We start from the raw sequence: 19,185 nt of genomic DNA, 5'->3' as shown, positions 1-19,185 counted from the left end.
TGATAACCCCCCTCTGGTCGCGAGTCTTCGGGGGCTGCCATCCCGCCCATGACACGGTGGCGGCCATCCAGCAGGCGGGATTCGTCATTGAGAGCCTAGACCGGTTCGCGTTCCGCCGCTTAACTCACGTTCTCGGCGTCACTAGGCCCGCTGCCGGATAGGCCCGAACGAGCCGGCGCGGACGCAGTAAGCCGTCCCCCGGGAATGGCTCATGAGGTCGTCGGATCGCAGGGGTGCGATGCCGACGATCGCGATCCCCGGTACGACCGCGGGTACGCGCCAGGTAAGTCTTTACAACGTGTGTTGACGCCGGCGCACCGTCAGCTCCTCGGTGAGCATGCCACCTGCCATAAAACGTCCCGGCGACTGCGGCGGCCATTAGCAGGGCCAGGGCGCAGGGCGCGAAGGTGATCGCTCCACGCTCAGGAAGAACGCCACCACCAGCGCCCACGCCATGACGCCCGCGTATACGGCGGCGGTGATATCCATGACGGAGGCCGCTTACGTCCGGATGATCAGAGCCACCACGGTCACCCGAGCCTCGGCCGTCCCGGCCAGGAGGGCCGAGACGCCGCAGCTCACCGCCGACAGGACAAGACCGGCGCCTGACCGCTGAGAAGCCGTCATGGCGTAAAGCGATAGCCCATCCCCGGCTCAGTGATCAAATGAGCCGGGCGAGCGGGGTCGCGTTCCAGCTTCTTACGCAGTTGGGCCATGTACTGGCGCAGGTAGTGAGTTTCATTGGAGTACTGACTGCCCCAGACCTCGGTCAGCAGGTAGCGCTGGGGGATGAGCTTGCCGGGATTGCGCAGCAGGATTTCCAGGATGTGCCATTCGGTGGGGGTGAGTCGCACGTCGCCCGAGACGGTCTTGCCGACCAGGTCCACCGTGTGGTGGCCGATCTCGATGCTGGCCAGTTCGGCCTCCCGGATAGCGGAGCGCCGGGAGACGGCGCGGATGCGGGCGAGGAACTCCTCGATGCTGAAGGGTTTGGTCACGTAGTCGTCGGCGCCGGCGTCCAGGGCGTCGATCTTGTCCTGGTTCCCGGCTCTACCCGAGAGCACAACAATCGGAACCTTGGTCCAGCCGCGCAGGCCGTGGATGACGTCCACGCCGTCGATGTCGGGCAGGCCCAGGTCGAGCACGACCAGGTCGGGATGCCACTCAGCGGCCTGACGCAGGGCGGAGGCGCCGTCGTCGGCGACCGCGACCTCGTAGTGGCGGGCGGCCAGATTGATGCGCAGCGCCCGCAGGAGCTGGGGTTCGTCGTCGACGACGAGGACCTTGGTCATGGGGTCACCGCCCTGGACGAGATGGGCATCTGTACGATCATGGTGAGGCCACCCCCGGGGGTCTCCTCGGGGGTGAGAGTGCCGCCCATGGCCTCGGTCAGCCCACGTGAGAGCGCGAGCCCCAGCCCGACGCCGGTGCCGTTCCCCCGGTCGCCGAGCCGCTGGAACGGCTGGAAGACCCGCTCATGTGCCTCCGGTGGGATGCCAGGTCCGCGATCGATGACACGGATCTCCACCACGTCCTCGTGCCAGCTGGCGGTGACCAACACCTTCTCCTCTGGCGGACTGTAGCGCACGGCGTTGGTCATGAGGTTGACCAGCACGCGTTCCAGGAGCGCTGGATCCGCAATGATCTCCGGTAGGTCAAAGGAGATGTCGCCGTCGATGCGGTCGCGCAGTGGGCCGAGGTCGTCGATGGCGCGGGGGACGATCTCCTCTAGGGCGATGGGCTGGAGTGTCAGGCCGAGGACGCCGGCCTGCAGGCGGCTCATGTCGAGCAGGTTCTCCACCAGCCTGTCCAGCCGGTCCAGGGACTCGTCGGCAGTGGCCAGCAGCTCCTCGCGGTCTTCGGCGGTCCAGTCGACGTCTCGGCTGCGCAGGCTCTCGACGGCGGCCTTGGCGGCCGACAGCGGGGTCCGCAGGTCGTGGCTGACGGCGGCGAGCAGCGCGGTGCGCATCTTGTCGGCCTCGGCCAGGGGTTTGGCCTGCTCGGCCTCCTCCTGCAGGCGTTCCTGGCGCAGCGCGACCGCGGCCTCGGCGGCGAACGCCTCCAGCACCCGCCGGTCACTGGCGTCCAGCAGTCTCCCCCGCGCGGCCAACACCAGTTGGTCGCTGATCTTCACGTCGGTGTCGGCCACCGCGGGGCTGGTGCACGGAGCCGCTCCCGACGTGGCGACGATGCGCCACGCGGCGGGTTGCGAGGTGTCGTCCGGGGTGGGCTCGCCGACGCGTTCGAGCAGGGTGACCGAGTCCAGGGCGAAGGTCTCACGCAGCCGGCCGAGCAGCGCCGCCAGCGCCGCCTCGCCGCGTAGGACATGCCCGGCGAGGGTGGACAGCACCTCGGCGTCGGCGCGGGCGCGCGCGGCCTCCCTGGTACGCCGCGCCGCCAGGTCGACGATCGCGCTGACCGCGGCGGCGACCAGGACGAACACCACGAGGGCGAGGAAGTTCTCCGGGTCGGCGATGACCCAGGTGTGATAGGGCGGAGTGAAGAACCAGTTGAGCAGCAAGAACCCGCCGACCGCCGCAGTGATCGCCGGCCACGTGCCGCCGATCAGGGCGACGCCGATGACCAGGCACAGGAACAGCAGGATCTCGCTGGGCAGCGAGATCACGTCCCGGAAGGGGGTGAGCGCGGCGGTCAACAGCGGCAGGCCGGCCACCGCCAGCCCCCACCCGGCGAGCCTGCGCTTCCTGGTCAAGGCTGCTCGGGAGCGTTCGGGTCGCCTGCGGCCTTTCTTGGCCTCTTCGTGGGTGACCAGGTGGACGTCGATGGGGCCGGACAGGGCGGTGGTCTCCACTCCGACCCCCCGGGCAAGGATTTGGGCGAAGCGGCCGCGCCGGGAGGCGCCCAGCACGAGCTGGGTGGCGTTGACGCCGCGGGCGAAGTCGAGCAGGGCGCGGGGGATGTCGTCGCCGACGACCTGGTGGTAGGTGCCCCCCATGCTCTCGGCCAGGGCGCGCTGGCGGGCCAGGTTGGCAGGGTCGCCGCCAGCCAGCCCGTCGGAGTGGGTGATGTGGACGGCCAGCAGGTCGGCGCCCTTGGTGCGGGCCGCGATGCGGGCGGCCCGGCGTACCAGCGTGTCGCCCTCCGGACCGCCGGTCAGCGCGACCACCACCCGTTCACGGGCCTCCCACGTGGCGGCGATGCCGTGGTCGGCGCGGTAGCGGTCGAGCTGCTCGTCCACCTTGCCCGCCACCCACAGCAGCGCCAGCTCGCGCAGCGCGGTGAGGTTGCCGACGCGGAAGTAGTTCGACAGCGCCGCATCCACCTTCTCGGGCGCGTAGACGTTGCCGTGCGCCAGCCTCCGGCGCAGCGCCTCGGGCGACATGTCGACCAGCTCGATCTGGTTCGCTCGCCGGACTACCTCGTCGGGTACGGTCTCGCGCTGCGGGATGCCGGTGATCTGGTGGACGACGTCGTTGACCGATTCCAGGTGCTGGATGTTGACCGTGGAGATGACGTCGATGCCGGCGTCCAGGATCTCGTCGATGTCCTGCCAGCGCTTGGCGTTCTTCGAGCCGGGCACGTTGGTGTGAGCCAGCTCGTCGATCAGCGCCACCTTCGGCCGGCGGGCGATGACCGCATCCACATCCAGTTCGGTGAATGTGGCCCCGCGGTAGACCAGCGTCTTGCGGGGGATGACCTCCATACCCTCCAGGAGGGCGGCGGTGCGGGCCCGGCCGTGGGTCTCGACGAAGCCGACGACTACGTCCCGGCCCCGCTCGAGCCCGCGGCGCCCCTCGCCGAGCATCGCGTACGTCTTGCCCACCCCGGGGGCCGCCCCGAGGTAGACCCGCAGCCGGCCCCTCCTCATGACCGATCCAGAGCCAGGTTGAGTTCGAGCACGTTGACGGCAGGCTCCCCCATGAAGCCCAGCGCCCGGCCGGTGGTGTGCTCCGCGATCAGCGCCTTGACCCGGTTGAGCGGCAAGCCGCGCTCCTTGGCCACGCGAGGCGCCTGCAGCTCGGCGTAGGCAACGGAGATGTGCGGGTCGAGGCCGGAGCCGCTGGCTGTGACCGCGTCGGCTGGCACCTGGACCGTCGTCACGTTCCCGTGCACGGGCACGGTCTTTCCGGCCGCGTAGTTCTCGCCCGGCTTGGCGCACTCCACCTTCAGCCCTTGGTAGGTGGTGATGAAGGGGGTGGCGGGGCATGCCTGGTTGACGCTGACGGCGTGGTCGGGGAAGACCTTGAGCACCGCGCCGACCCCGTCCGGTGTGCAGTACGGGCGGGCGCCGCTGACGCCCTCCAGTTCCCCGACTGCCTTGGATCGGGCGCAGACCTGGGTGAGCAGCGACTGTTTGCCCTCGTCCGGGTTGCCGTCGGCGTCCTTTGCGCCGGGTACCGGCAGCGTGTCGGCGATGTCTTCGGGGCCGAGGTTGCTGGCCGCGGTGGAGGTTGGGTCGTAGCCGTCGCCGGCCGCCGAGGGTCGTGACTGGAAGTACTTCTTGACTGGGTTTCCGTCGGCGTCGGTGAAGGACTGCCCGATGAGCGCGCTGCCGACGACCTTGCCGTCCTTCTGGACGAGGGAGCCGTTGGCCCTGTCGTTGAACAGCGCCTGGGCCACGCCGGTGGCCAGGAGCGGGTAGATGATGCCGGTGACCACCGTGAGCACGAGCAGCGCGCGTATCGCGGCCACGTGCTGGCGGACCCAGCTGGGCATGCGGTCCATTTATGACATCCCCGGAAGGAACTGGATCAGTAGATCGATGAGCTTGATGCCGATGAACGGGACGACGATCCCGCCCAGGCCGTAGACGTACAGGTTGCGCGACAGGAGTTTGGAGGCGCTGGAGGGCCGATAGCGCACGCCGCGGAGGGCGAGCGGGATCAGCGCGATGATGACCAGCGCGTTGAAGATGACCGCGGCCAGGATCGCTGACTGCGGGCTGGCCAGGCGCATGATGTTCAGCGTGTCCAGGCCCGGGTAGACCGCTGCGAACATGGCCGGGATGATCGCGAAGTACTTGGCGATGTCGTTGGCGATCGAGAACGTCGTCAACGCGCCCCGCGTGATGAGCAGTTGCTTGCCGATCTCGACGATCTCGATGAGCTTGGTCGGGTTGGAGTCGAGGTCGACCATGTTCCCGGCCTCCTTGGCGGCGGAGGTGCCGGTGTTCATCGCCACGCCGACGTCCGACTGCGCCAGGGCGGGGGCGTCGTTGGTGCCGTCGCCGGTCATCGCGACCAGGCGGCCGCCCTCCTGCTCCTTCCTGATCAGTGCGAGCTTGTCCTCGGGCGTGGCCTCGGCCAGGAAGTCGTCCACCCCGGCCTCGTCGGCGATGGCCTTGGCGGTCAGGGGATTGTCGCCGGTGATCATCACGGTGCGGATGCCCATCCGGCGCATCTCGTCGAAGCGTTCCCGCATGCCCTGCTTGACCACGTCCTTGAGGTGGATCACCCCCAGCACCTTGCCCTTCTCGGCCACCACCAGTGGGGTGCCGCCGGAGCCCGAGATGCCGTCCACGAGATGGCCGATGTCGTCGGTGGGGTGGCCGCCGGCATCGCGTACCCACTTCATGACCGCGGTTGCCGCGCCCTTGCGGACCTCGCGGCCGTCCAGGTTCACCCCGGACATGCGGGTTTGCGCGGTGAACGGCACCCACTCGGCGTGGGACAGCTCGCCCGGCTGCCGCTCGCGCAGCCCATAGTGCTGCTTGGCGTAGACCACGATGGAGCGGCCCTCGGGGGTTTCGTCGGCCAGGCTGGACAGCTGCGCCGCCTCAGCCAGGTCGGCCTCGCTCACCCCGTTCACCGGAACGAACTCGCTGGCCTGCCGGTTGCCCAGCGTGATGGTGCCGGTCTTGTCCAGCAGCAGCGTGGAGACGTCCCCGGCGGCCTCGACCGCGCGGCCGGACATCGCCAGGACGTTGCGCTGGACGAGCCGGTCCATGCCGGCGATGCCGATGGCCGACAGCAGCGCGCCGATTGTGGTCGGGATCAGGCAGACGATCAGCGACACGAGCACGATGCCGGTGACGCCGTCGCCGGTGAGTGCGAGCGAGTCGGCCACGCCCGGGTTGATGGATTTGGAGTAGATCGCCAGGGGCTGCATGGTGGCGGTGGCGACCAGGAAGATGATGGTCAGGGCGGCGAGCAGGATGTTGAGCGCGATCTCATTCGGCGTCTTCTGCCGGTTCGCGCCCTCCACCAAAGCGATCATGCGGTCGATGAAGCTCTCGCCGGGCTTCTGGGTGATCTGGGCGATGATCTTGTCGGACAGCACCTTCGTGCCGCCGGTCACCGCCGAGCGGTCGCCGCCGGACTCGCGGATCACCGGCGCGGACTCGCCTGTGATGGCTGACTCGTCCACCGACGCGATGCCCTCGATCACATCGCCGTCCCCGGGGATGATCTCCCCGGCCTCGACGATGACGAAGTCGCCCTGCTTGAGTTCGGGAGCGCCTACTACGTCCCACTGGCTGTGGTCGTCGCTGCTTTTGAGCCTCCGGGCGGTGGTGTCGCGCTTGGCCGCCCGCAGGGTGGCCGCCTGGGCCTTGCCACGTCCCTCGGCCACGGCCTCGGCCAGGTTGGCGAACACGACGGTCAGCCACAGCCACACGACGATCGCCCAGGCGAACCACGACGGGTCGAGGATCGCCAGGACAGTGGTGAAGACCGCGCCGATCTCGACGATGAACATCACCGGGTTGCGCCATAGCGTGGCGGGGTTGAGCTTCTTGAGCGCGTCCGGCAGGGACTTGATCATCTGTTTGGGGTCGAGCAGGCCGCCGCCGACCCGGGCATTCTTGTTCTTGGGAGCCGGCGCCTGGCTCGGGGGTTCGAGCACGTGCGTTGACATGTCTACGAAAGTCCTTCTGCGAGCGGTCCGAGCGCCAGCGCCGGCAGGAACGTGAGGGCGACCAGAATGATCGTCACGCCGACGACCAGGCCGACGAACTGCGGCCGGTGGGTCGGCAGGGTGCCGGCGGAGGCGGGCACGGGCGCCTGCTGAGCCAGCGACCCGGCCAGCGCCAGGGCCAGCACGATCGGCAGGAAGCGGCCGAAGGCCATGCACAGGCCGAGCGTGGTGTTGTGGAAGGTGGTGTTCACGCTGACGCCGGCGAAGGCCGAGCCGTTGTTGTTGGACGCCGATGTATAGGCGTACAGGATCTCGGACAACCCGTGCGGGCCGCTGTTCAGCATCGCCGCGCGGCCGGTCTCGGTGGCCATCGCCACGGCCGTGCCGACCAGCACCAGCATCGGGGTGACCAGGAAGTACAGCGAGGCCAGCTTGATCTCGCGGGCGCCGATCTTCTTGCCCAGGTACTCGGGGGTACGGCCGACCATCAGGCCCGCCACGAACACGGTGATGACGGCGAGGATCAGGATGCCGTACAGGCCGGCGCCGACTCCGCCGGGGGCCACCTCGCCGAGCAGCATGTTGAAGATCAGCATGCCGCCGCCGAGCGCGGTGTAGGAGTCGTGGAAGGAGTTCACCGAACCGGTGCTCGTCAGCGTGGTCGCGGAGGCGAACGTGGCGGAGTTGGAGGTGCCGAAGCGCATGTCCCGACCCTCCACCGCGGCGCCGATCGCCTGCGGCACGGTGCCGCCGGCACTCAGCTCGGCCCACTGGGTGACACCGATGCTGATGATGGCGATGATCGCCATCACGCTCACGATGGCGTAGCCCTGGCGGTTGTCGCCGACCATGCGGCCGAACGTGCGCGGCAGGCTGAACGCGATCACCAGCAGCAGGAAGATCTCCAGCCAGTTGGTCCACGTCGTCGGGTTCTCGAACGGGTGGGCCGAGTTGACGTTGAAGATGCCGCCACCGTTCGTGCCCAGATCCTTGATCGCCTCCTGCGAGGCGACCGCGCCAGGGGTAAACGTCTGCTGACCGCCCGTCAGGGTGGTCCACGTGCTGTGATCGGCGAAGGTCTGGATCACGCCGCCGGCCACCAGCACCAGCGCCGCGACGAACGCGATCGGCAGCAGGATGCGGATCGTGCCGCGGACCAGGTCCACCCAGAAGTTGCCCAGCGTGTCGGTCTTCTTGCGGGCGAAGCCGCGTACCAAGGCGATCGCCACCGCCATGCCGACGGCCGCGGAGACGAAATTCTGAACAGCCAAGCCCGCGGTCTGCACCACGTGACCCATGGTCGACTCGCCGGAATAGGCCTGCCAGTTGGTATTGGTGACGAAGCTGACCGCCGTGTTCCAAGCCAGCGCCGGCTCCACCGCCTTCATCCCCAAAGACAGAAACAGGTGCTCCTGCAGGCGCTGCAGGCCGTACAGGAACAGGATCGAGATCATCGAGAACGCCAGCACGCTACGCGCATAGACGCCCCAGCGCTGCTCGCCGTCAGGCTGGACGCCGATCAGCCGGTAGATCACCCGCTCGGCGGCGTTGTGCTTGGTGCCGGTGTAGACGCGATACATGTAGTCGCCCAGCGGCTTGCAGCACAGAGCCAGGGCGAGCAGCAGGGACGCGATGAACAGGATCCCGGCCAAAGTCGGGGACATCAGAAACGCTCCGGGAACAGCAGAGCCGCGACCATGAAGACCACCAGGCCGACGACCACGACAAGGCTGGCAGCGTTGACGGCGCTCACAGCCGCTCCACCGCCTTCACGACCAACCCCAAGACCACGAAGACCGCGATCGTCAGGGCGACGAAGATGACGTCCGTCATCCCCACTCCTCAATCTGGACAGGTTCGTTTCCGCCGTCCCTAACCGGACGGCTTCAAGGCAAGCAAATCCTGGGATTTGGGGGGTTTGGCCGTTCTTGACGGGATCCATACGGGTACGGCCCAAATATTGATGGCATCCCTACGCTCCGGCCCCGCGCGGGCCTGCTCGGCGCATCGGGCCTACGCTGTCATTCGCCCATCCCGCCAAGCACCTCGATCGCGTCCGGGCGATCAAGATCACTCACGTCCTTGAACCGCGCGGCACCCACAGCACTCTTTGACGACCTACCTACTCGCGATTGTCGTCCGGTAGGTGTGCCCTGGTGCACCGGGAAGTCTGGTCGGCATTCGCGAGCGGGTGATCGAGGAGGGCTCTATCGTTGCCCAGGTGACCTGGAAGGACGAGGTCGGGGCCAGCGTGGCGGCCGGGTGCGCGCGCCGCTGGACCACATATCCGACACGCGCGCCCGGATCTGGCTCGACGCCCATCGGCGGCCGGCGCTACGCCCGTTCGGGCCGGTGCAGATGATTTTCTGCTTCCTGCTTGCCGGTGTCTCGGCGAGCGGGGTGACCGGGCTGGCGTTGTGGCGGGCTCGCCTGGTGGGGCACTGGCGGGTGGCCCGGAAGGCGATCAGCGAGCTGGACGGACGGTGGCGCGACTACGCGCGCAACGGGTGATCGGGTTACCGACCTCATACCTGACTCTCCGGACACAGGGAGGAAGACAAGATTCAGTAACTGCGGAACCCGGACCCCGGCCCGGTCGTTCAGGCGGACGAGGGGTTCAATCCTTTGATGCCGGGAGAACGACCGTGGTCTTCAAGCGGATGCTCAGTGCCTTTGGCGCAGGTGGGCCCTCGTTGGTTGCTTTCCTGGCCACGCACCGGACGCAGCCCGGCGGCACGCTGTCCGGTGAAGTACGGCTGATGAGTGGCCAGTTCGACGCTGAGATCGACCAGATCGGTCTCGGGTTGCTTGCCCGAGTCGGAGCAGCGCAGGATGGCGAACAGACCGGGCTCACGGAGTTCGCGAACGCTCAGATCTCCGGCCCGTCAGTCCTTCGTCAGGGCGAGGAACGGACGATTGAGTTCCAGGTCGCCGTGCCCTGGGAGACCCCGATCAGCGAGATCGGCGGCCGGCATCTGGCCGGAATGATGCTGGGCGTGCGTACCGAAGTGACCGTCGCCATGGCGGTCGACAAGGGCAGCCCCGACATGATCGCTGTCACTCCCGCACGGTCGCAGCTCCGCGTCCTGCAGGCGTTCGCGCAACTCGGTTTCTTCTTCAAGTCCGCTTCCCTGCGAGCCGGTCGGCTGAACGGCGTGCACCAGGACCTGCCGTTTTACCAGGGGATCGAGTTCTATCCCCCCGCGCATCTCGCCGGAGCCGTCCACGAGGTCGTGCTGGCGTTCGTCCTGAGCTCGTCCGGATTGAACGTGGTCTTGGAAGCCGGCCAACATGCGGGCCGCCTTTCCTCCGGCGATGCCGCTGGATGTTTCCAGATGAGTCATGACGAAGCCCTGCATACCGACTGGTCCAGTGAGATCGACCGATGGCTGGCCGGCCTGGCTCATCACGCCCGTGGCGGGAAGCGCGGGCACCACCAAAGCTAGTGCGATCACGGGTGTGCCCTGCCAAGAGCCGTCTCGGACGGCTACGGGCACATACGTTTTCTTGACGCCCCCTCCTCACCGATAACCCTTCTGACCTGGGTAAAGTGCGGTGCGACTTTGCGCCGTTTGATGAAGGGTGACCGAAATGGTGCTGGCGAAACGGCCGGCTGCCGCGGAAGGAACGCTGCGTTCCTGGCTGCTCCAGGGCCTGCAGACCGACCGTAAACAGATCGAGCACGGTCCCCACGTCAAGCACCCGTGGTGGCGGGTGATGTGCCTGACCGGCGTCGACTACTTCTCCACGTTGGGCTACCAGCCAGGCATCGCGGCGCTGGCCGCCGGTCTGCTGTCGCCGCTCGCCACGTTGTTCCTCGTGGCGCTGACGTTGCTGGGCGCGCTGCCGGTTTACCGCAGGGTCGCCGCCGAGAGCCCACACGGGCAGGGCTCGATCGCGATGCTGGAAAAGCTCGCCCCGCAGTGGTGGGGCAAGCTGTTCGTGCTGGCGCTGCTCGGCTTCGCGGCCACCGACTTCGTGATCACGATGACGCTGTCGGCCGCGGACGCGACCGCGCACATCCTGGAGAACCCGTTCTGGCCCGAGGCCCTGGCCGGGCAGCGGGTGATCGTCACGCTCGTGCTGCTGGCGGCGCTCGGCGGGGTGTTCCTGCTGGGCTTCAGCGAGGCGATCGGCATCGCCGTCCTGCTCGTGTTCGTCTACCTGGCGCTGAACGCCGTGGTGGTGGCCGTCGCCCTGTTGCACGTGGTCGAGGCGCCACAGGTCGTGGTGGATTGGCAGCACGCGCTGAGCGTGGACTTCTCCAGCCCGCTTGCCATGATCGGGCTGTCGCTGCTGGTGATGCCGAAGCTGGCGCTGGGCATGTCCGGGTTCGAGACCGGCGTGGCGGTGATGCCGGTGGTCAAGGGCGACATCCAGCAGCGGATCGCCGGCACCAGGCGCCTCCTCACCGTCGCGGCGCTGATCATGAGCGTCTTCCTGGTCTTCTCCAGCTTCGTCACGACCGTGCTGATTCCGCATGCCGAGTTCGAGGACGGCGGCAAGGCGAACGGACGGGCGCTGGCGTACCTGGCGCACAGCTATCTGGGGGACTGGTTCGGCACCGCCTATGACGTCTCCACGATCGCGATCTTGTGGTTCGCCGGGGCCTCGGCGATGGCCGGGCTGATCAACCTGGTGCCGCGCTACCTGCCCCGCTACGGCATGGCGCCGGAGTGGACGGGCGCTGTGCGGCCGCTGGTGATCGTGTTCTCGCTGATCGCGTTCGCCATCACGATCATGTTCGACGCCGACGTGGACGCCCAAGGCGGCGCCTACGCAACCGGCGTGCTGGTCCTCATGCTCTCCGCAGCGGTCGCCGTCACGCTGTCGGCCAGGAAGAAGCGCCAGCACGTGGCGACGGCCGCGTACGCCACGATCAGCGCGGTGCTCGCCTATACGCTCGTCGACAACGTCATCGAGCGGCCCGACGGCGTCAAGATCGCCTCCTTCTTCATCGCGGCCATCATCATCACCTCACTGATCTCCCGCGCCACCCGCTCCACCGAACTCCGCGTCACCGAAGTGCACCTGGACTCCCTCGCCGAGCAGTTCATCAACGAGGCCTGCGGCGACATCCACGTGATCGCCAACGAGCCGCACACCCGCCACCAGGCCGAGTACACCGACAAGCTCCGTGAGACCTGGCTCAACCACCGGCTGCGCAGCTCCGAGCCGGTCCTGTTCGTGGAGGTCACGGTGCCGGACGCCTCGGAGTTCGAGACCGAACTGCACATTAAGGGCGAGGAGCGGTACGGCCACAAGATCCTCACCATCGAGAGCTCGGCCGTGCCGAACACGCTGGCCGCCCTGCTGCTCTACCTGCGCGATCGGACCGGCTCGGTGCCGCACATCTACTTCCACTGGACCGAGGGCAACCCGGTCGTGGCCATGCTGCGTTACCTCCTCTTCGGCGGCGGCGACGTGCCGCCGCTGACCCGGGAGGTACTCCGCCAGGCCGAGCCGGACCTGGAGCGCCGGCCACACGTCCACGTCGGCTGACAGCCGTATCTATGGCGTAGTTATTTAGGATGTTCGCGTCAAAAACGCATATGAATGGATGTAGCCGTCTCGGTGGCCGCCGGAGTGGCCCCGCCTTCAGAGATGCAACAGGGTGCGACCTCGCCAGGCGGGGCGTTTATTCAGTCGGCTTCGTTCGCGTATCACGCTCCAGGCGCATGTAATAGCCGGTGTAAATCCCCAGCCCCAGAACTCCGGCAGCCGAGACCACCACTCCGGCGATCCACGTCATGTGCCAGAAGGCAGCAACGATACCGGTGCAGGCGCTCAAGATCGCCACGCCTTTGGCGACGGAAGAGAAGTTCGAATTGCTCATGTGGCGATGCAGGACTTGCACCTTATTGACCATCACAAGGAACGCCAGGAGCGGGATGGACAGGGAGAAGGCCACCACGCAGACCATGGCGGACACATCAAGGGATGCCTCAGTGAGAAACGGCTGTACCAGAACGATCCCGATGCCGATGAGTCCGAGATAAATCAGGTTGTCCTGCTGGAGTACATTATCTTTCTGCCTCCAATCCTCGCTCATCGGCGGCTTTCCTCTCGAATCCCAAATGACACGGCACCACCATAGTCTCCTTACAGACCCCGCAGTCGTCGGCCAGACGTTCATCGCCCACTGCCGAGCCCATGTTCAAGAGCTCGCCCGCGTCGCGTGCCGGCTCCGAACCCGTTTGACCGCGAAGGCTCGCGCAGGTACGCGTGCGAGAACGTGACAGTACAGGGTGAGGCTGGGCGTGTGGCCATGCCGCTTCACGAAAGACGAAGCCGGGAGCCGGTGGTGCCGGCTGTCAGCCGCCGACGTGGATGCCGGGCCGGCTGGCGGGGTCGGGCTCGGCCTTGCGGATGATCTCCCGGACCACGGGTGGCGTGTCACCGCGGCCGAGCAGCAGGTAGCGCAACAGATGGGTCAACGGGCTGCCCTCGGACCACTCGAAGTAGCAGTGCGGGCGCAGGCCGGTCGCATCGCGCAGGGCCAGCAAGATGGCGGCGATGGCGTTGGGGGCGGCGGGGCTGCCGGTCCGAAGGATCTTGTGGCCGCCGACCTCGATGCCGCGGACCTGGAGTACGTTGCTGAACTCCGACGGGTCGATGACGTCGATTTCCAGGAACAGCACATCAGCTGACCCGGGGACGGGGTTCATGCCGCGTTGCTCGGCCTCCTTGGCCGCGTATTCGGCGGGATCGCCGCTCTGGCGACGGTTGGCGATGAGATTCAGCGCGCCGTCGAACGCGATGGAGTCGGTGATGAACCGCCGGGCGGCGGCATCGAACTCGATGCGATCGGCGCGCAGCTCCGTGGTGCGAGAAATTCGGGAAATCAGCGAGATGGCGATGATGCCGAGGATGAAGAAGAAGGAGATGGTGATGCCGTCCGGCTTCTCCCTGATGTTCTCCACCAGCGCGTACAGCAGCACCAGCGTGAGCACGGTGAAACCGGCGATGGCGGCCCGCTGCCGCTTGCGGACGGCGGAGATCGTCACCGCGAACGCTCCGGAGACCATCATGGCCAGGATGCCCGTGGCGTAGGCGCCGGCCTGGGCGTCCACGTCGGCGTTGAAGGCGATGGTCAAGGCGACGCAGATGAGCGTGTAGACCAGCACGACCGGGCGTACCGCACGACCCCACTCGGGTGCCATGCCGTATCCGGGCAGGTAGCGCGGCACGATGTTGATCAGTCCGGCCATCGCCGAGGCGCCGGCGAACCAGAGGATGAGGATCGTGCTGATGTCGTAGGTGGTGCCGAAGGCGTCGCCCAGGTACTCGTGTGCCAGGTAGGCCATGGCTCGTCCGTTGGCCTGGCCGCCGGGTTGGAACTGGTCCGCGGGGATGAGCACGGTGGTGACGAAGCTCGTGGCGATCAGATAGACGCTCATGATGAGCGCGGCGGCGGTCAGCAGCTTGCGCGTGTTGGCGATGCGCGAGACCAGGCGTTGCGCAGGATCCTTGCCCTCGGCCGCGACCAGCGGCATCATGCTGACCCCGGTCTCGAATCCGGACAATCCCAGCACCAGCAGGGGGAAGGCGAGGATCGCCGGGCCGATGACGCCGCCGAACCCTCCCCGCCCCTCGACCAGGGCATCAGTCCAGGTCGGTATCAGCTCCGGCGTCGCGAAGACCTGCGCCAAGCCGACACCGACGACGACGGCGTTCAACGACAGGAAGAGGACCACCAGCGGGATCGCCACGCCGACGGCCTCGGTGAAGCCGATCAGGAACACCCCGCCCAGCACCAGCAGCAGCACCACCGTCAGCGCGACCTCGTGGCCGTGCAGGAAGCTCGGGAAGAACGGATTCTCCACGACGTGCACGGACGCGTCCGCCGCCGACAGCGTGATCGTGATGATCCACGACGTGGCCACGAACCCCAGCAGCACCAGGACGAACAGCTTGCCGCGCCAGAACGGCAGCAGCCGCTCCAGCATGGACACCGACCCCTGGCCGTGCGGGCTCTCCTTGGCGACCCTGCGGTACATCGGCAGCATGCCCAGCAGCGTCAGCGCCACGATGAGCAGCGTGGCCAGCGGCGACAGCGCGCCGGCCGCCAGCGCGGCGATGCCCGGCAGGTAGGCCAGCGTGGAGAAGTAGTCGACGCCGGTCAGGCACATGACCTTCCACCAGGACTGAGGCTTGGCGTGCCCTTCCTGCGTCTCCGGGCCGACCGGCTGGACCTGATGCCGCAGCAGCCACCGCGCCAGCCCGCTCGCCGACGGCGCCGGACGCCTCGGACTGTCGACCACCTCGGGGACGGCCAATCCGCCGGTGCCGCTCATTTTGACTCCCCATCACATCCGACACGGCTCCCGCGCCACAGGTTGGACCGCCCCAGGCTAGAACTTCCGATCAGTGACCCCAAGAGCGCCCCCGGGAATGTCGCCTTTCCCGCATGTCACGGCTGTACTCAGCATCTTCCCGATCTTCCGTCTATCGCTACTCGCATCGCACCGTACGCCCCGAAAGGCGTACCCGCCATGCCGAGGGTGAACGCCCTTCTCGCCGCCCCGGCCATCCCTCCACCGGAGCCGCATTCCCCCTGAAGTCCAGGCGTGCGGATCTTCTGGCGGTGTGGTCAGTCGTTGGGTGCCCGGCCTGGAGGAGTTGTCACGCGTACACCGGGCGAGGCTGGCGAGCGCCGACACTTGGCCACGCCGCGCTTTCGTCTTCGCACCACCGTGCCTGAAGATCTGACCGGTCACCGCCTTGGGTCGGTGGTCAGGCTGACCAGTCAGGAGATCGGCGCTGCAGAATGGCTCTGTGCCTACCCACGTGCTCAACGCAGAGCTGAAGAAACCGCAGGCTCTCGACGCCGCGTCCTGGGCAGCGATCGAGGACCCGCTGAACCGGCTGAAGAAGGCAGTCGGTGACAACGACCGCCCCTTGATCGTCGGCTCGGCCAAGGAACTGGTGGAGGCCACCGCCCGCGTGATTCTCCAGGTGCGTGGCAACCCCGCCGGCAGTGGCGAGGAGTACGACAAGGTCCTGTCGACCGCCCACAAGCTCATCGAGCACCAGCCCGGCCCGGACATCGCACTCGATGCACCTGTACGGCAGGCAGCGAACTCAGCCCGCAAGCTGGCCGGCACTCTACGCGACCTTCGGAACACGTACGGCACTGGGCATGGCCGGGCCACCCTTCAGCCGATCGCAGATGAGGTCCTGGAGACCTGCGTCGACGGCGCTTTGCTGTGGACGCGCTGGGCCCTGCGCCGTCTCCAGCACCTCCTGCTCGGTTCTCTCCAGCCACTGATCAACGACCTCCGGGCCGCCTCTTTCACCATGGGAAGCCTTGCGAGCCGCCTCCAGTCAGCCAACCTTCCGAAGCTCAACCCCGAGGATCAGCGAGCACTCGGAGTTGCCGTGGGACAGCGCGCCGCAAGCAATACCTTCACGGTCCGTATCGACGGAGTAGAGGCCTGTGCCGAAAGCCAGGACGATTCCGTATGGCCGCTCGCCTATCGTGAGGGCCTTACAGAGGGGTTGTTCATCGACCAGTTCGGCCAGACGCAGGTGGACGACTCGCGGCTGGGAGTACGACTGGCAGCCGAAGTATTGCTCCCACATCCTGATGCCGCACGAGTGGTGGATGATCTGAGGACGAAGCTGGCGACTTCCGCCTGGTCATCTGGATTCGCTCGCCAATGGCAGGAGGTTGTCGCGGAGATGCGCCTGCACAAGGACGTCCTGCGCACGGAAGAAGCGCGTAGAGCATGGCTTGAGATTACCGAAAACTTCGCGGCACGGGGCATGGAGTGACTTCTATGTCTTACCTTGTTGAGCCGGGTACGCATGCGCGGGGATCATCGATGCCACAGCGGCTCTCAACACACCGATTGAGGTTCGCCTCTTCGCGAGACCGCTGAAGCCTCACGCTGGCCATATAGGCCAGGGCGCGATCGGCTCCTCTAAGTAAGCGGATATCCATTGTGGCAATACACGGCGAGTTCGGTTGGGAGCGCGTGGAGTGCGGCGCGCACTCGGCGGCATACGTAGGGGCGCAGTAGTTTGGGCATCTCTGCCGGGCCGGCGAGGCGGAGGTCGGCGAGTTCGGGATCGACGACATGCACTTGCGCAAGTTGCCGATGCTCAAGAATCCCGCCGTCGAAGATGAACATCAGGGAGTCATCCCACGGTCCGTGAGGTGGTACCCAGTCCACGACCAGCAAGCGGCCGATTTCAAGGTCGAGACCGAGTTCCTCCTTGAGCTCTCGACGGGCGGCCGCGGCGGGCGCCTCGTTGGCTTCGGCCATGCCGCCGGGGAGGTCCCAGTCCGGCTTGTAGGTCGGGTCCACAAGGAGCACGTGGCCGTGTTCGTCGCGGATCAGGACGTCGGCGCCTACTCGCTTCCGGGGTTGGCGGGCGTTGCCTTCGGCGAGGTAGGCGTTCCAGGCCTTGGGGTCACGTTCGTAGAGCGGTGCGTCGGAGCTCACCTGGAGTACCTCCTTACTGGTACATCCAGCATCGCTCGCGATGCGCGTGCTCCAGGACCTCAAGGCAGTCGGCGACGTTTGCTTGGCCTCGATGTGCTTGCAACTGCTCATGAAGATCGGCAAGCTGCTGGGTGACGAGAAGTGAGCTCAACGATCGGGTGTCCTGCGCCGCGTTCCTGATCAAAGTGCACGCCTCATCGAGCTGATCTTGCTTGAGTAGCGTTTTGGCCAGGATCAGCTGGCCAAAAGCTCTGCTGCGGGTCCGGTCCGTTGCCCGCAGCTTGAGGAATCGGCGCGCTTGGCGCTGCGCCTCGGCTAGTTCTCCCAGCAGCAGCATCGATCGCGCCGTATCGAGCGCTAGCGTGGCCTCGTCGTATGGGCCGATCCACACCGAGGGTACGTGTGGGGAACGATGTCTAAGCGCGTCCTCCGCGCGGATCAGCAGCCGGGCACATTCGCTGCCGTTTCCCAGTGTGGCTGAGCCATAGGCTGCCATAGCGAGCAGGCGGGCGTGCGTCGTGGGTGCCGCCGGTTTGGACTTGGTAAGGGTGTCGATGCCGCGCTGGGCGAGGCCTACGGCGTCGTGGGGACGGCCGAGGTGCCGGGCGAGGTGGCTCATGCTGCCCAGAATGTGTGCCTGGAGTTGCGGATCGCTGGCAAGTTCTGCGAAGTCGAGGGCGCGGTGAAAGTGACGATCAGCCAAGATGCCCTTGCCGCCGTCGTGAGCCATCCAGCCGGCCATCTCGGTGAAGGCGGCAGCGGCCATGAAGGAATGTCTTCCGTCTGCCGCGCTGAACAGGCGAGGGGCGATGTCGTGCTCCAGGTAGCCGATCACCGTGCGGTACAGGTGCCCCCCGCCTATGCGGCGGTCGGCTTCTCTGAGGGAGGACATCCTGCCGAGATCGGTGTCCGCGTCCATGGGCGGCTGGAATGGGGCGATCTCGGTGGTCGCGGTGAACAGGGTGTTCTCGTCCATCTCGAAGATGACGGTGTAGAGCAGCCGATAGCGCTCGCTCATCAGTTTAATCTTTCCGGACTCCCAGCGGCGGATGGCACGGACCAGATCCGCGTGTTCGGGCAAGTCGTGACGGTCTGGCCCGGCGGCGGCGCGTAGGCGGCGCGCGGTTGTGTGAATGTCCCACTTACGCGCCTTGCGCTCGGCACGGATTCTCGCTGACCACAACGGTGGACCGGCCATGTCCGCCTCCGCGTTCGCCCGTGTACGTTACGTGTCCGCTGCGCTCCTCATTCTCACCCTTCATTGTCCCGGCCGGAGGCCCCTCGGCGGCATGTTTATGAGGCTAAGAGGGCCTCTGCGTCGTCACCTCGGTCAGACGTCTTGATCTTGGCCAGTCGTACGCACGACGGACAGGCGCTCGTCGCGGTCGGGGAGAAGTTCACTGACCAACCGCAGGTCGGCAAGGGGCGGGCGCCATGCCCGCACAGACCGACTTCTTTCCCCGGCGAGCCGGCTTTCCCTGGCTCGACGGCGTGCTGAACGGCCTGACGCCCCTTCCAGGAGAAACCCGCTCGGTACTCCATGGCACGCTCGTTGGATGTCTCGCTCTTGCTCTCCACCTCAAGGTCATCCCAGGCGAAGGACCAGCGTCGCACACCTGCCGGATAGGCCCACTGGTCGCCGTCCAGTTCTACGAGTGCGACCTTGCCGTTGCGTAGCACGGCCACGATCACGCCCTCGCGTCCGAAGAGTTCGTGCCTGTAAGCGCGTGTTAGCGCGTGGCTATGAAAAACATGGACAATCGTCACTCGCTTGCCGATCATGGAGTACGCCTCGGTCATCGCGCCTCTCTCCGAGTGATGCGCATCGCGGCAAATGCGCCGTTGTCCGGGGCGCCGTCGTCCGCAAGAACGGCGGGGGAGCCTTCGAACCAGGCGATCACTCTTGTGATGTGCGCGT

General features: G+C 66.9%; 16 protein-coding genes. 5 read left to right on the top strand and 11 right to left on the bottom strand.

Features of this window, described 5'->3' with window-relative positions; all coding sequences use genetic code 11:
• Nucleotides 1–487 precede the first annotated feature (487 nt).
• A complete protein-coding gene (locus tag AB0J69_RS12640) occupies nucleotides 488–616 on the top strand; it encodes a hypothetical protein (protein WP_364116142.1) in 129 nt (42 codons plus the stop codon).
• Between the two features lie 7 nt (nucleotides 617–623).
• Here AB0J69_RS12640 and AB0J69_RS12635 read toward each other — a convergent pair whose 3' ends face one another.
• From AB0J69_RS12635 to kdpF, 6 genes are read right to left on the bottom strand one after another with little or no spacing between them, the layout of a single operon-like run.
• Nucleotides 624–1,292, bottom strand: a complete 669-nt coding sequence (locus AB0J69_RS12635; protein ID WP_364116139.1) for a response regulator — start codon at nucleotides 1,290–1,292, stop codon at nucleotides 624–626.
• Nucleotides 1,289–3,829 (bottom strand): DUF4118 domain-containing protein, encoded by a 2,541-nt coding sequence (locus AB0J69_RS12630; protein ID WP_364116137.1) that lies wholly within the window; start codon nucleotides 3,827–3,829, stop codon nucleotides 1,289–1,291. Before AB0J69_RS12630 ends, AB0J69_RS12635 begins: the two co-directional genes overlap by 4 nt.
• The gene (locus AB0J69_RS12625) at nucleotides 3,826–4,686 is read right to left on the bottom strand and encodes a potassium-transporting ATPase subunit C (protein WP_364116134.1); all 861 of its coding nucleotides are present in this window, start codon (nucleotides 4,684–4,686) and stop codon (nucleotides 3,826–3,828) included. Before AB0J69_RS12625 ends, AB0J69_RS12630 begins: the two co-directional genes overlap by 4 nt.
• Nucleotides 4,687–6,816 carry a potassium-transporting ATPase subunit KdpB gene (gene kdpB, locus AB0J69_RS12620; protein ID WP_364116131.1) on the bottom strand — a complete coding sequence of 710 codons (2,130 nt, stop codon included), beginning with the start codon at nucleotides 6,814–6,816 and terminating at the stop codon, nucleotides 4,687–4,689.
• Nucleotides 6,817–6,818: 2 nt separating this feature from the next.
• Nucleotides 6,819–8,480 (bottom strand): potassium-transporting ATPase subunit KdpA, encoded by a 1,662-nt coding sequence (kdpA, locus tag AB0J69_RS12615; protein ID WP_364116128.1) that lies wholly within the window; start codon nucleotides 8,478–8,480, stop codon nucleotides 6,819–6,821.
• Complete coding sequence (gene kdpF, locus AB0J69_RS12610) at nucleotides 8,480–8,569, bottom strand: K(+)-transporting ATPase subunit F (RefSeq protein ID WP_364116125.1); 90 nt, start codon at nucleotides 8,567–8,569, stop codon at nucleotides 8,480–8,482. Before kdpF ends, kdpA begins: the two co-directional genes overlap by 1 nt.
• A gap of 509 nt (nucleotides 8,570–9,078) precedes the next feature.
• Here kdpF and AB0J69_RS12605 point away from each other — a divergent pair.
• From AB0J69_RS12605 to AB0J69_RS12595, 3 genes are all read left to right on the top strand, one after another.
• Nucleotides 9,079–9,327 (top strand): hypothetical protein, encoded by a 249-nt coding sequence (locus tag AB0J69_RS12605; protein ID WP_364116122.1) that lies wholly within the window; start codon nucleotides 9,079–9,081, stop codon nucleotides 9,325–9,327.
• Nucleotides 9,328–9,461: 134 nt separating this feature from the next.
• The gene (locus AB0J69_RS12600; protein WP_364116119.1) at nucleotides 9,462–10,262 is read left to right on the top strand and encodes a sporulation protein; all 801 of its coding nucleotides are present in this window, start codon (nucleotides 9,462–9,464) and stop codon (nucleotides 10,260–10,262) included.
• 145 nt (nucleotides 10,263–10,407) lie between these two features.
• Nucleotides 10,408–12,318: an amino acid transporter gene (locus tag AB0J69_RS12595; RefSeq protein ID WP_364116116.1), complete on the top strand. Its 1,911-nt coding sequence runs from the start codon at nucleotides 10,408–10,410 to the stop codon at nucleotides 12,316–12,318.
• Between the two features lie 136 nt (nucleotides 12,319–12,454).
• On the opposite strand, the gene AB0J69_RS12590 is transcribed toward AB0J69_RS12595, so the two are convergent.
• Complete coding sequence (locus AB0J69_RS12590; protein ID WP_364116113.1) at nucleotides 12,455–12,868, bottom strand: hypothetical protein; 414 nt, start codon at nucleotides 12,866–12,868, stop codon at nucleotides 12,455–12,457.
• Nucleotides 12,869–13,130: 262 nt separating this feature from the next.
• Nucleotides 13,131–15,113 (bottom strand): amino acid transporter, encoded by a 1,983-nt coding sequence (locus AB0J69_RS12585; RefSeq protein ID WP_364116111.1) that lies wholly within the window; start codon nucleotides 15,111–15,113, stop codon nucleotides 13,131–13,133.
• 481 nt (nucleotides 15,114–15,594) lie between these two features.
• Between AB0J69_RS12585 and AB0J69_RS12580 the strand changes: the two genes are divergently transcribed.
• Nucleotides 15,595–16,593, top strand: a complete 999-nt coding sequence (locus AB0J69_RS12580; RefSeq protein WP_364116109.1) for an abortive infection family protein — start codon at nucleotides 15,595–15,597, stop codon at nucleotides 16,591–16,593.
• 149 nt (nucleotides 16,594–16,742) lie between these two features.
• Here AB0J69_RS12580 and AB0J69_RS12575 read toward each other — a convergent pair whose 3' ends face one another.
• From AB0J69_RS12575 to AB0J69_RS12565, 3 genes are all read right to left on the bottom strand, one after another.
• Nucleotides 16,743–17,267, bottom strand: coding sequence for an NUDIX hydrolase (locus tag AB0J69_RS12575; protein ID WP_364116106.1), 525 nt, complete (start codon nucleotides 17,265–17,267; stop codon nucleotides 16,743–16,745).
• Nucleotides 17,268–17,280: 13 nt separating this feature from the next.
• Complete coding sequence (locus AB0J69_RS12570) at nucleotides 17,281–18,348, bottom strand: hypothetical protein (RefSeq protein WP_364116103.1); 1,068 nt, start codon at nucleotides 18,346–18,348, stop codon at nucleotides 17,281–17,283.
• 212 nt (nucleotides 18,349–18,560) lie between these two features.
• Complete coding sequence (locus AB0J69_RS12565) at nucleotides 18,561–19,067, bottom strand: hypothetical protein (RefSeq protein WP_364116101.1); 507 nt, start codon at nucleotides 19,065–19,067, stop codon at nucleotides 18,561–18,563.
• Nucleotides 19,068–19,185 lie beyond the last annotated feature (118 nt).

This window comes from Nonomuraea sp. NPDC049709, from assembly GCF_040674815.1.
GTDB lineage: Bacteria > Actinomycetota > Actinomycetes > Streptosporangiales > Streptosporangiaceae > Nonomuraea.
Note: the sequence above shows the minus strand (reverse complement) of the source record. Positions and strands in the feature narration are given on the sequence as shown.

What these genes read in the sequence shown, in the direction of transcription:
- AB0J69_RS12640 (WP_364116142.1), top strand. Translation starts at nt 488, where the DNA reads ATGACGGAGGCCGCTTACGTCCGGATGATCAGAGCCACCACGGTCACC.
- AB0J69_RS12585 (WP_364116111.1), bottom strand. Translation starts at nt 15,113, where the DNA reads ATGAGCGGCACCGGCGGATTGGCCGTCCCCGAGGTGGTCGACAGTCCG.
- AB0J69_RS12595 (WP_364116116.1), top strand. Translation starts at nt 10,408, where the DNA reads ATGGTGCTGGCGAAACGGCCGGCTGCCGCGGAAGGAACGCTGCGTTCC.
- AB0J69_RS12590 (WP_364116113.1), bottom strand. Translation starts at nt 12,868, where the DNA reads ATGAGCGAGGATTGGAGGCAGAAAGATAATGTACTCCAGCAGGACAAC.
- AB0J69_RS12625 (WP_364116134.1), bottom strand. Translation starts at nt 4,686, where the DNA reads ATGGACCGCATGCCCAGCTGGGTCCGCCAGCACGTGGCCGCGATACGC.
- kdpA (WP_364116128.1), bottom strand. Translation starts at nt 8,480, where the DNA reads ATGTCCCCGACTTTGGCCGGGATCCTGTTCATCGCGTCCCTGCTGCTC.
- AB0J69_RS12565 (WP_364116101.1), bottom strand. Translation starts at nt 19,067, where the DNA reads ATGACCGAGGCGTACTCCATGATCGGCAAGCGAGTGACGATTGTCCAT.
- kdpB (WP_364116131.1), bottom strand. Translation starts at nt 6,816, where the DNA reads ATGTCAACGCACGTGCTCGAACCCCCGAGCCAGGCGCCGGCTCCCAAG.
- AB0J69_RS12635 (WP_364116139.1), bottom strand. Translation starts at nt 1,292, where the DNA reads ATGACCAAGGTCCTCGTCGTCGACGACGAACCCCAGCTCCTGCGGGCG.
- AB0J69_RS12630 (WP_364116137.1), bottom strand. Translation starts at nt 3,829, where the DNA reads ATGAGGAGGGGCCGGCTGCGGGTCTACCTCGGGGCGGCCCCCGGGGTG.